A 12,138-nucleotide genomic window follows, 5' to 3' on the forward strand; every position below is an offset into this window, starting at 1 on the left:
CATGGATGGGCTCGACGCCATCGCCGCCCTGCTGGTGGCCACCATCCGGGCCGCCACGCCGCTGGCGCTCGCCGCGATCGGAGAACTGGTCACGGAAAAGTCCGGCGTCCTTAATCTGGGCGTCGAGGGCATGATGCTGGTGGGCGCGGTCGCCGCCTTCGCGACCGCCGTGGCCACCGGCAATCTGCCCCTGGCGATCCTGGCCGCCATGGTGGCGTCCATGCTCGTGGCGTTCCTGTTCGGGGTCATGACGCTCAGCCTGATGTCCAACCAGGTGGCCACCGGGCTGGCCCTGACCATCTTCGGCATCGGCCTTTCGGCGTTCGTCGGCAAGGACTTCATCGGCATTCCGATCACCAGCCTGAAGCCTTTGGACATCCCGGGGCTGTCGGACCTGCCGCTGATCGGGCCGGTGCTGTTCGGCCAGGACCCGCTGGTCTATGCCTCGGTGGCCCTCACCGTGGCCGTCGGCTGGTTCCTGCACCGCACCCGCGCCGGGCTGGTGATCCGGGCGGTGGGCGAGAACCATACCGCCGCCCACGCCATCGGCTATCCGGTGATCGCCATCCGCTATCTGTGCGTCCTGTTCGGCGGGGCCATGTCCGGTCTGGCGGGCGCGTATCTTTCGCTCGCCTACACGCCCATGTGGGTGGAGAACATGACCGCCGGCCGGGGTTGGATCGCGCTGGCCCTGGTGGTCTTCGCCACCTGGAAGCCCGGCCGGGCGCTGCTGGGCGCCTATCTGTTCGGCGGCGTGACCATCGTGCAGTTGCACGCCCAGGGGCTGGGGGTGGAGATCTCCTCGCACATCCTGTCCATGCTGCCGTATCTGGCGACGATCCTCGTGCTGGTGCTCATCTCACGCGACGAGACCAAGATCCGCCTCAATGCGCCGGCCTGCCTGGGGAAAATCTTTCGGCCCGACTTTTGACATATTGATCCGGTCACCTTCCGTTAACGCACAGGCGTTAAAGAGCCTCACCTTCGGAAGGGTCGAGACTGCCCATGCGCAAACTGGATCGAGTGGCTCCGTCGCACGCCTCCCGGGCCTATGCCCGTCCGGGGCGCGAGGACCGTATCACGGCCCCCCGGCCGGCCGTCGGGCTCGACCGGCCGGTGGCGCATGTGCTGGGCATCCCGGACAGCGAGGTGACGCCCGCGGTGCAGGCGGCCATGGACATGCTGCTGGGCGAGGTGGGCCACCTGCGCCACGAGATCGCCACCCTGCGTGAGCAGCTCGCCCAGGCGGAGACGCTGGCCGACATCGACCCCCTGGTGCCGCTGCGCAACCGCCGCTCGTTCGTGCGCGAGCTGGAACGCATGATCGCGTACGCCGAGCGGCACGGCCACGACATCGCCCTTCTGATGGTGGACGTGGACCACCTGAAGCCGATCAACGACCACGCCGGTCACGCCGCCGGCGACGAGGTCATCCGGCAGGTCGCCGCCGCCCTGGTGGAGAGCACCCGGTCATCCGACCTGCTGGGCCGGCTGGGCGGGGACGAGTTCGGTGTCGTGCTGATGGACATGGACCGCATCGGCGCCCAGATCACGGCCGACCGGATCGGCGCGGCCGTGGCCGAGCGCACCGTGACCATGCCCGGCGGCGGTGAGCGCGCGCTCAGCGTCTCCTGCGGCGTGTGTGCGTTCGAGCCCGGTCTGTCCCTCCAGGAGGCCCTGGACCGGGCCGACGCGGCCATGTACCGCCACAAGCGGCGCCACGGGGATGCCGCCAGGGCGACGGGCTCAGGGTAACGGGATCGCTCTTCCAGGTCTTTGCAGGGGATCGTAGACCTGCGCTCGAGGTCCTTCAGCCGCTTCGCGGCTTCAGGATGACATCCAATCGTTTTTCGTGTGTCATCCCGAGTGAGCGAAGCGAGACGAGGGATCTCGGGAGGCCTGCTCTGACAGCGCGGAACAGGCCGTCATGTTAACCTGAGCCCGTTGCCCTGGGGATGCCATGCGCGCGTCTTGACTCTTGTCCGAAAACAGCACGGCCACCCGGAGGGGGCTCCGGGTGGCCGGTCGTCGGTTGGGGATCGTTCGATTACGCCGCCTTCGCGAGGTTCTCGTTCACGAAGTCCCAGTTCACCAGATTATCCAGGAAGCTGGTCAGGAAGTCCGGACGGCGGTTCTGGAAGTCCAGATAGTAGGCGTGCTCCCACACATCGCAGGTCAGAAGCGCGGTCTGCCCGTTGACCATCGGCAGTTCGGCGTTGGGCGTCTTGGTGATCTTCAGGGCGCCGTTCTCGACCACCAGCCAGGCCCATCCGGACCCGAACTGAGTCGCGCCGGCGGCCTTGAAGTCCTCCTTGAACTTATCGAACGATCCGAAGGCCTCGTCGATCTTTTCCTTGATCGCGCCGGTGGGCGCGCCACCGCCGCCGGCCTTCATGCCGTGCCAGAAGAAGGTGTGGTTCCAGACCTGGGCGGCGTTGTTGAACACACCCGTGTTCTTGTCGGCCCACGCCTTCATGATGACCTCTTCCAGGCCCATGTCAGCCATGGGCGTGTCCTTGGTCAGGTTGTTCAGGTTCGTGACGTAGGTCTGATGGTGCTTGCCGTAGTGGAACTCCAGCGTCTGGGCCGACATGTGGGGCTCCAGAGCCGATTTGTCGTAAGGCAGGGGGGGAAGCTCGAAAGCCATTCGCAACCTCGTCAGATTATGTGAAATGAAATGGGAAGGGCGCGGACCCAAGCGTACATAGGTCCACCCGATGCCGATGTGAAGTGTGGAATGCCTCAAAAAGACCCCCCCGAGGCTGGCCTGTCGCCGTCGGCCGCCCTCGTCCGGCGGCACGATCGCGATCGGTTCGTGCTCGCCCTGATGGCCCCCGCCGCCCGGCGCGAGGCCCTGTTCGCGCTGTTCGCGCTGGCCGTCGAACTGCGGCGCATCCCGGGGTTGGTCAGCGAGCCGGTGCTCGGAGTCATGCGGCTGCAGTACTGGCGCGACCTGATCGCGGCCGAGGACTCCCAGGCCGCCGCGCGCGGCAATCCGGTGGCCGAGGCGCTGGCGCGGGAGGCCCTGCCCCGCCTCGGTCCGGACGGCCCCGCCCTGCTGGAGACGGTGCTGCAGGGCCACGCGGACGATCTCGCCCCTGACCCGCCGGTGGATGCCACGGCCGCGCGCGCGCTGGCGGCGGCCACCGACGGCGCGCTGGCCGAGGCGGCTGCCCTGGCGCTCGGGGCGGAGACCCCCGCCAGCCGGGAGGCCGCCCGCCACGCGGGCACCGCCTGGGGCCTGGCCATGCTGGCCCGGAACACGCCGCAGGCCATCCGGAGCGGTCGTCTGCGGCTGCCCACTGACGCCGTCATGGCGTCGGGGCAAGACGGAGCGGGCATCCTCGCCGGGCGCGACACCGACCGGGTGGGCATCCGGGCGGGCGTGCGGGCCCTCCTGGACACGGCCGAGGCCGAACGGGCCACCGCCGGTCAGGCGGCCCGCCACGCGGAGCGGTCCGCCCGGCCGGTCCTGCGGCTGTCGATCCTGGCGGCACAGACCTGCCGGGTCCTCAGGCGCGCCGACGCCGATCCCTACGACGGGCGGGTGGCCCTGCTCCGCCCGCCCATGCTGGCCCTGCTCACGGCCCCGCTGCGCGGGCGCTGACGGCGCGGAGTCGGGTCCAGACGGAGCCGAAACGGCGTGTCGGAGCCCGTGGTCGGCGCCGTCCTGGCGGGGCCAGGGCTCATGCCTGCCACGCCAAAAATGCAAGGCCGCGCCAAGATTTTGCCCGATTGTTCTGATACAGGATATGAGATCGTGTTGATTCAGCGTGCCGCCGTCCGCAGCGCGCCGCCACCCCCACAACATGTGGGATCGGTTGAACCTTCAGGCCGATCATGTTGACTCAGGCGCGATCACGGCCTGACCCCCTGTCTTAACGCGCCGGAATAGGCCCATGGAATTTAAGGTCAAAATTAAATTTATGAAAAATTGCGAAGAATCAGCGACTTGCAAACCCTGAACTTTCGTCATAATCTGAATTTCCTCGTGGGCTTGAACCATGAGGGCGGTTTAACTGGGCACTCCGCCCCCTGTCGGTTGTAAGGACGGAGACATCGAAATGCAGCGAGATGCAGGCACCCCCATCGAGCACATCGTCGGCGTTGCGGCGGTCATCGCTCTGAGCATGGTCCTTCATGCCGGCCTCGCGACCGGAAACGGTCTCATGCCTGCCTCCCACGATGTGGCGATGGCGGGCAGCGGACCGGACCACATCATCGCCGCCCCTGAGTCCTCTGTGTGGGGACAGGCCGTGCTGCGCCTGAACGGCATGAATTAGCCCCCCCTGCCCCCCGGGCAGAGGCGCGGCGACAGGACCGACCCGAACCGGCTGAAAAGGCGGACGCCCTGGGCGTTCGCCTTTTGTCGCGCCCGAACGGTCGGACGGCGCCGTCAGCAGGCCGCGCAGGCGCCGTCTCCCCGGGGATCGGCCGCGCCGAGCATCCCCCCCGTCGGCAGCACGCAGACCGCCCCGGCGTGGCCCATCATGTCCTCGAACGGGCCGACCACCTCCACCACATGCAAGGCCGCGCGCAACTGGTCATACAGCCCGGGCGCAAAGCGGTTTTCCAGCTTGAGCGTGGTCGTTTCCGCGCCCCAGGTCCGCCCCAGCAACCAACGCGGCGCGGTCACAGCCGCCTGCAGGTCCTGGCCGAACACCACGTGCCGCGTGAACACCGCGGCCTGGGTCTGCGGCTGCCCCTCGCCGCCCATGGTGCCGAAGGCCAGCACCCGGCCATCCTTCAGGCGCGCCAGCGACGGATTGAGGGTGTGGAACGGCAGCCGTCCCGGCCCCAACTGGTTCGGCCCCGCGTCCAGCGAGAACCCCGCCCCCCGGTTCTGCCAGATCACGCCCGTGTCCGGCACCACGACGCCGGAGCCGAACTCCCAATACACACTCTGGATGTAGCTGACGACGCGGCCCTCGCGGTCCGCCGCGCCCATCCAGACAGTATCGCCCTCCTGCCCGGTGTAGGGCCACGGCAACGCCCGGGACGGATGGATGCGCCGCGCCTCGGCGTTCAGCGCGGTCGGCGTCAGCCAGTCGGCGGCGCTGACGCTCATGCGGTTCGGATCGCCCACGTGGGCGTCGCGCAGCAGGAAGGCGCGCTTGGTGGCCTCGACGAGGCGGTGGACATGGGCGAAGCCGTCCGCCTCCCGCACGCCCAGCCGGTCGAACAGGCCCAGGATCATCAGCGTGGACACACCCTGTGTGGGCGGCGGATGGTTGAACACGCGCCCGTGCGACAGGTCCACGGACAGCGGCGCAACGCGCGCCGCCCGGTAGGCGTCCAGGTCGGCCAGGTCCACGGGCGCGCCGACCCTCTCCAGGCCGGCGGCCATCGCCCGCGCCACGTCGCCGCGATAGAAGTCGTCGAGACCCGCGACCCCCAGCCGCTCCAGGGTATCCGCCAGCGCGGGCAGGCGCAGCACGGTCCCTTCGGCCGGGGGCTGCCCGCCAGGGGCGAAGGTCTCGGCGAACCCCGGCACCGTTGCCAGCTCAGCCCACTTGGACGCCGTCAACGCCGCCTGGGAGCGCGTCACCGCGACCCCGGCCCGGGCCTGATGCACCGCGTCGGCCATCAGCCGCGCGACTGGCAGCGGGCGCGCCGTCCAATCGCGCGTGGCCTCCAGCGCCGCCGCCCAGCCGCCGACCGCGCCGGCCACGGTGAGCGCCGCCATGGGGCCCCGCGCCGGGATGGTCTCGTAGCCCAGGCCCCGATAGCGTTCCGGCGTGGCCCCCGCCGCCGCCGGCCCACAGGCGCGGATCGCGATGGGGTCCCGGCCGGGCTCGGCGATCAGCCAGAAGCCGTCGCCGCCAATGGCGTTCATGTGCGGGTAGACCACGGCGATGGTCGCGGCAGCGGCCACCATCGCTTCCACGGCGGTCCCGCCCTCCTTGAGGATGTCGCGCCCCGCCTGCGCGGCCAGGTGATGGGGCGCCGAAACCATGCCGGACAGGCCAGTGCGGGCGTGCAGCATGTGTCAGTCTCCTGATCCCGAGGAGGGCGCCGCCCCCCGGCGGAGTCGGGTCAGACTCCGCCGAGGAAGATGACGGCCGCCCCCAGGACCATCGCCACCGGCCGGCTCCACCAGCGCCGGAACGGATCGATGGCCGCGAAGCTGATGAGCCACACACCGAGTCCCACTTTGGCGGTGGCCAACAGGGTCAGGATAGGCGCTTCGGACAGGGCCAGCAGTGACGGATTAGACACAAAGCCCAGGGGGACGATGAAGAGTCCTATGCCAAGCTGCATGGCCCGCAGGGAGACGGGAATCCAGGGTGTCTGCGCGATTCCGGCCGCGATGAACACGTTGCCGCACACGGGCGGCGTGATCGTGCACAACAGGGCGTACCAGAACACGAACATATGCGCGTAGAGCTCCGGCAGCCCCAGTTCCACCAGCGCCGGCCCGGCCACCGCCACGGCGATGATGTAGGCCGCCGTGGTCGGCAGCTCCATGCCCAGCACCAGACTCGCCAGGCCCGTCAGCAGCAGGGCCAGCCAAAGGTCCCCACCCGAGGCGGACAGGATCAGCGACGTGATCTTGACCCCGATGCCGGTCATGTTGAACACGCCGACGATCAGGCTGGCACACACGATGATGGCCGCGATGTTGGCCACCTGCCGGCCCGCGCCCACGATCCCGGTCAGGATCCGCGACAGCCAGCCGGACAGCGACACCCGCCCGTCCGGGTCCGCGATCAGCATCAACACGGTCACGACGATCGCCACCGCCGCCGCATAGGCCGGCGTAAACCGGGTGAAGGCCAGGAACACGATCAGGATCGTGAACGGCACCAGGAAGAACGGCACGGTGCGCGCGACCAGCCCCCAACCGGGCAGATCGGCGGTGCCCATGGGCCGCAGGTTCAGGCGGATGGCGAACTGGTGGACGCCCCACCACGCGGTCAGGAAGAACAGCACGGCCGGCGGCGTGGCCGCGCCCATGATCTCCAGATACGGGCGGTGCAACAGCTCGGCCATGACGAACACGGTGGCCCCCATCAGAGGGGGCATGATCTGGCCGCCGGTGGAGGCCACGACCTCGACCGCCGCCGCCAGACTCGGCGGATAGCCCAGGCGCTTCATGGCCGGGATGGTGACCATCCCGGTGGAGGCGGTGTTCGCCGCCGCCACGCCCGAAATGGTGCCGTACATGGCGCTGGACAGCACGGCGACCTTGGCCGCCCCCGCCCGGAAGCGCCCCGCCACCTGCTGCGCCAGGGCCATGAAGCCGGTCCCGGCCGCGCCGGCGGAGATGAACGCGCCCAGGATGATGAAGGGCGCGATCACGCCGACGGAGACCCCGGTCAGGGTGCTCCACAGGCCGCCTTCGGTGATGACCAGCGTGCCCAGGAAGTAGCCGGCCGGCAACTCCCCGTGGCCGAAGTGTCCCGGCACCAGATGACCGAACGCCCCGTACAGCAGCACCACGGCCGCCACGGCGGGCAGCACCGCCTTGATGGCGCGCCGCGCCATCTCCAGGACCGTGACGATCAGCAGGATCGCCACCGTGATCTGCAACCAGCCCTCCAGCGAGCCGTACTGGTCGGCGAGCGGTCGGTGATAGGCGATGATATAGGCCCCGGAGGCGAGCCCCAGCACGCCCAGCGCATAGCCCGACCAGCGCGACAGCCGGCCGCCCTCCGCCCCCAGGAAAAACACCCAGGGGATGGCCAGCATCAGATGCAGGGGGCGGGTGACGAGATGCGGCCACAGCCCGGCGAACACCAGATAGAGGTGGAAGCCGACACTGGCCGCACCGAACAGAAGAGGCAGCACCCCGAGCGCCCGCACGGTTTCGCGCAAGGACGGTGGGGCGGCCCCGGACGCGGCGACCCCGCCGGGGGCGGGGTCGCGGGACACAGGATCAGGGTGGGTCACGATCGCGCCGTTACTTCATGTCGTCCGGAATGGTGACGCCCTGTTCCTCGTAGTAGCGCATCGCCCCCGGGTGCACCTTGGCGCCCATCTGCACGATCATCTCGCGGGTCACACCGTCCCACCACGGGTTTTCGTCGGCCAGCTTGTCCTTCCACTCCCAGAAGGTCTTGGTGACGAAATAGGCCACATCGTCGCTCATCCGCACGGTGCCGTAGGCGCCCACGGGCACGCCGACGGTGTCCACCGGGGTATCCTGGCCGTCATAGGTGCCGGCGGCGATGGTCAGCGGGCCGGACAGCGGGTCCAGGTCGAGGATCTTCTGGCGCTCCTCCTCGGAGAAGCTGAGGATCTTCAGGTCCAGCGTGGTGGCCAGCTCCACCAACTGCGGCGTGGGATGGGCGGAGCAGGTGGCGAACCCGTCCACCTTGCCGTTGCGCATGGCGTCGCCGGCGGCCGACAGTTCCACCTCGGCGATGTCCACGGACTCGCTCAGACCGAGCAGATCCAGGATCTTGTTGGTGCGCTTTTCGCAGAAGGTGCCGGTGCCGCCCGCGATGAAGGTGTGGTCCGCCAGATCGGCCACGCTGTCGATGCCCGAGTCCGCGCCGACCACGAAGTGGATGGTCACGAACGGCATCACGAACAGGGTGCGGGCGTCGTCGTTGGTGGTGCCCTCAAAGGGCGCTTCGCCGGTGCGGGCGCTCGCCAGCAGGCTGGGCGGCGTGGTGAACAGGAAGTTGCCCGGGCGCACGAACGATTCCTTCACGTTCTGCACCGAGCCCTGGCTTTCCTCCACGGTCGGGGAAATCTGGCCATCGCTGGCCTTCCGGGTCATTTCCGCAAGCTGCACCATCATCACGTAGTAGGACGAAGTGGACTTGGCGGATTTCAGGGTCAGGCGTTCCTGGGCCTGGGCCGGGGCCGCCGCCGACAGGGCGAGGCTTGCCGTGACGGCGGCCCCGACCGCCAGCGTCTTGAAGAAACTCATCAACCGTCCTCCCGAGAGTTTTGGTTTTAAAAAAAGAAAAGCGCCGGCCCGACCCATGGGCAGGCCGGACCGGACGCGATCACAGCCAGGGCCTAGTCGGCGGCCTTGGTGATGTTGCGGTAGTACACCACATCGAAGTTGGGCCCGACCTCGAAGCCGGACACGCCCTCGCGCTCGGCCACCACCGAGATGTTCTGGAACATGATGACGAACGGAGAGTCCTTCAGGAAATCGCGCTGAAGGTCCTCGTACATCTGGCGGCGGGTGGCCTGATCGTTCTCGGCCAAAGCCGCCTCGGTGCGGGCGGTGTACTCGGGGATATCCCAGGCGTTGCGCCACGCCAGCAGCCGGTACGGGCTGTCGTCGGAGTTGTCCGGGTTCCAGGCGAAGCCCGAGGCGTTGCCGTGCGGGTCCAGGTAGTCCGGCGCCCAGTAGCCGATATAGATGTCGTGCTGACGGGCGCGGTACTTGGTCAGGGTCTGCTTGTTGTCGCCCGGCAGGATCTCCAGATCGATGCCCACCTGAGCCCAGGTCGCCTGCAGCGCCTGCGCCACGTCGGCGATGGGGAAGGTGTTGCGGGTGTCCATGGTGACGGAGAAGCCGTCCTCCAGCCCGGCCTCGGCCAGCAGCGCGCGGGCCTTGTCCAGGTCCAGGCTGTAGGGCGTGTCCTCGATGGCGCCCAGGAAGCCGGCCGGCAGGAAGGTCTGATGCGTGACCTTGGTGCCCTGGAGGATGTTGCGCTCGATGCCGTCATAGTCCACGAGCCACTTCAGGGCCTCGCGCACCTCGGGCTTGGCGAGATCGGGGTTCTTCTGGTTCAGGCCCAGATAGGTCACGGCGCCCTGACGGATGCGGCGGATGGAGATGTCCGGGTTGTCCTCCAGCGCGGCGATGTCCTCGGGACCCAGGTTGCGGGCGATGTCGGCGTCGCCCTTCTCCAGCATCAGGCGCTGGGGGCCGCTCTCCGGCACGTGGCGCAGGGCGACCCGCTTCATGTTCGGCGCCCCCCGATAGTAGTCGTCGAAGCGGTCCAGCAGCACCACCTCGTTGGGACGCCAGGCGCCCAGCTTGAACGGACCGGAGCCGGCGGCGTTGGTCTTCAGCCAGCCGTTGCCCATGTCGCCGTCCTCGGCGTGGGCCATCACCGTCTTGCTGTCGAGCACCGAGCTGACCCAGGAGCCCAGACAGTTCAGCACGAACGACGGCGCGTAGCGCTTGTCCGTCTCGAACACCAGGGTGCGGGCATCGGTGGCGCGCACCTTCTCCTCTACGTTCTCCGGCGTCAGGCCGAATTCGCCCAGGATGAAGGCCGGCCCCTTGTTCAGCTTCACCACGCGCTGCAGCGACCACGCGGCATCCTCGGCCGTGACCGGGTTGCCGGAATGGAACATCACGCCGTCACGGATGGTGAAGGTGAAGGTCCTGCCGTCCTCGCTGATGGTCCAGCTTTCGGCGATCCCGCCCTTAATGTCGTCCGTGTTGTCGATGTCGTAATAGACGAGGCGGTCGTAGATGTTGGCGACCACTTCGGCGCCGGCGAACTCGTAGGCCTCGGCGGGGTCGAGCGTGATCAGCTCGTCCAGGTGCCAGGCGATGACCGCCATGTCGGGCGGCGTTTCCGCCTGGCTGACGGAGACGGGGCCGAACGCGGTCATCAGCCCGACCACGGCGGCGGCGCACACGGTGTTCATTTTCATTCTGCGCGGTTCCCTGAACGAATCGCCGGACCCGAGGTCCACCGCGTGTCCGGCAAGCGGATGTCTCGGTGCGTCCAGGGCGCAGCGACGCGGACCGTCCCCCGGACCGCGCCGATGATGGAACGCCCGACCGCGACGGTCAACGATGCTCGGCGAAATCCGTTCGTGGACTTATGACAGCGGCACCGGCCCTCTCCCCCACCCGGCCGCCCAACACCAGTATCCTATGGGCGGCCGGGTGGGGGAGAGGGCCGGCCACGGACTTCAACGGTCATCGTCAGATGCCCGTTGGCAAGACGCTCACACCCGCTCCAGGGCGCGGGACCCGTCCGCCTGCCCGGCGGCGGCGGCCGCGGGGGAGGCGGCCCCGCCCGTCCCCACCGTGGGGGCATCGCGGCGCCGATCGGTGGGCGGGCCGACGGTGGCGGGATCCTCGGTGGTGGTGTCCACCAGCGGCAGCGAACGGACCTCTTCCGGGCGCCGGTCCGGCGGCGTCACGATGCCGCCCGAGATCACCATCTTGATGCCCTCCTCCACCGTCATGTCGAGCACGATCAGGTCCTGGCGCGGGACGAACAGCAGGAAGCCCGAGGTGGGGTTGGGCGTGGTCGGCAGGAACACGTTCACGCATTCCTGCGCGGTCAGGTTCTGGACTTCGCCCTCGGTCACGCCGGTGATGAAGGCGATCGCCCAGATGCCCCGGCGCGGGTATTCCACCAGCACCACCTGCCGGAACGCCGTGGACTGCTGCGCCAGCACCGTCTCCAGGATCTGTTTGAGCGCCCCGTAGATGTTGCGGATCAGCGGCATCCGGTTGAGCACGCGTTCGCCCAGCCGGAACAGGATGCGCCCCACCAGCCCGGTGGCGAAGGCGCCGATGCCGATCAGCACCGCCACCATGATCAACAAGCCGACGCCCGGAATGCTGAACGGCAGATGGTACTGCTGGGGAATGAAGGCGGCGACCCGCTCATCCACGAACTGGATGAACTTCCAGGCGACGAAGAACGTGATCGCGGCCGGCGCGGTCACCAGGATGCCGGCCAGGAAATGATTGCGCAGCCGCGCGGTCAGGGACGCGCGGGGCGGCGGCGGGGAGCCGGAGGGGAGAGGCGAGCGGGGCGGAGTCTTCATGTCCATGGATGTGTCCGACGGCGAGAGCGTGAGGGGCTGTGGTGATATCACGGAACCATCACGGCGGCGCGCGCCCCTCGGTCCCCGGCTGACCGCTGGTCCGGCCCGGGCGACCGTGCCTCCGACCCGGGCACCCGTGTTCCGCGCTGCGCAATGTTCCCTGCATATGGAGCAATTTTAGGGCAGCACCAAGAGGCGTTCCAGAAAGCCCAGGGCTCCGCATCCAGATGACAGGGGTGTCATGGTTCGTGCCCCATCACGAGAACCTTCGCGCCCCTCGGGCGCTCAGGATTGTCTGTTTGATTTGTGGCATTGTGGAGATGCCGGGTTGCGGGGCCCCGGGTGGCCACCCGGGGCCCCGCACCGGATCGTGTGATCGTCTCAGGATGGGGTCTTTGCCCGTTGTCATCGTGATCCGCGATCCGG

General features: G+C 68.6%; 10 protein-coding genes. 4 read left to right on the forward strand and 6 right to left on the reverse strand.

Annotation, left to right across the window (positions count from 1 at the left end; genetic code table 11):
• Window position 1 precedes the first annotated feature (1 nt).
• Window positions 2-931, forward strand: coding sequence for an ABC transporter permease (locus GHC57_RS02060; protein WP_153340616.1), 930 nt, complete (start codon window positions 2-4; stop codon window positions 929-931).
• A gap of 74 nt (window positions 932-1,005) precedes the next feature.
• The gene (locus tag GHC57_RS02065; RefSeq protein WP_153340618.1) at window positions 1,006-1,755 is read left to right on the forward strand and encodes a GGDEF domain-containing protein; all 750 of its coding nucleotides are present in this window, start codon (window positions 1,006-1,008) and stop codon (window positions 1,753-1,755) included.
• 292 nt (window positions 1,756-2,047) lie between these two features.
• Here GHC57_RS02065 and GHC57_RS02070 read toward each other — a convergent pair whose 3' ends face one another.
• Window positions 2,048-2,647 carry a superoxide dismutase gene (locus tag GHC57_RS02070; protein WP_153340620.1) on the reverse strand — a complete coding sequence of 200 codons (600 nt, stop codon included), beginning with the start codon at window positions 2,645-2,647 and terminating at the stop codon, window positions 2,048-2,050.
• Between the two features lie 90 nt (window positions 2,648-2,737).
• On the opposite strand from GHC57_RS02070, the gene GHC57_RS02075 reads away from it, so the two are divergent.
• Both GHC57_RS02075 and GHC57_RS19265 read left to right on the forward strand, forming a co-directional pair.
• The gene (locus GHC57_RS02075; protein ID WP_170294625.1) at window positions 2,738-3,607 is read left to right on the forward strand and encodes a squalene/phytoene synthase family protein; all 870 of its coding nucleotides are present in this window, start codon (window positions 2,738-2,740) and stop codon (window positions 3,605-3,607) included.
• 457 nt (window positions 3,608-4,064) lie between these two features.
• On the forward strand, window positions 4,065-4,283 hold the full coding sequence (locus tag GHC57_RS19265; RefSeq protein ID WP_170294626.1) for a hypothetical protein: 219 nt from the start codon (window positions 4,065-4,067) through the stop codon (window positions 4,281-4,283).
• A gap of 113 nt (window positions 4,284-4,396) precedes the next feature.
• Here GHC57_RS19265 and GHC57_RS02080 read toward each other — a convergent pair whose 3' ends face one another.
• The 5 genes from GHC57_RS02080 to GHC57_RS02100 all read right to left on the reverse strand — a co-directional run bounded on the left by GHC57_RS02080 (window position 4,397) and on the right by GHC57_RS02100 (window position 11,718).
• Entirely contained in the window at window positions 4,397-5,986 is a 1,590-nt protein-coding gene (locus GHC57_RS02080; protein ID WP_153340624.1) for a gamma-glutamyltransferase family protein, read from the reverse strand.
• A gap of 50 nt (window positions 5,987-6,036) precedes the next feature.
• Window positions 6,037-7,893: a TRAP transporter permease gene (locus tag GHC57_RS02085; protein WP_343031077.1), complete on the reverse strand. Its 1,857-nt coding sequence runs from the start codon at window positions 7,891-7,893 to the stop codon at window positions 6,037-6,039.
• Window positions 7,894-7,903: 10 nt separating this feature from the next.
• On the reverse strand, window positions 7,904-8,881 hold the full coding sequence (locus GHC57_RS02090; RefSeq protein WP_153340626.1) for a TAXI family TRAP transporter solute-binding subunit: 978 nt from the start codon (window positions 8,879-8,881) through the stop codon (window positions 7,904-7,906).
• A 92-nt stretch (window positions 8,882-8,973) separates the two neighbouring features.
• On the reverse strand, window positions 8,974-10,578 hold the full coding sequence (locus GHC57_RS02095; protein WP_246152068.1) for an ABC transporter substrate-binding protein: 1,605 nt from the start codon (window positions 10,576-10,578) through the stop codon (window positions 8,974-8,976).
• A 300-nt stretch (window positions 10,579-10,878) separates the two neighbouring features.
• Entirely contained in the window at window positions 10,879-11,718 is an 840-nt protein-coding gene (locus GHC57_RS02100; protein WP_170294627.1) for a DUF502 domain-containing protein, read from the reverse strand.
• Between the last annotated feature and the right edge of the window lie 420 nt (window positions 11,719-12,138).

The organism is Roseospira navarrensis, assembly GCF_009601025.1.
GTDB classification, from domain to species: domain Bacteria; phylum Pseudomonadota; class Alphaproteobacteria; order Rhodospirillales; family Rhodospirillaceae; genus Rhodospira; species Rhodospira navarrensis.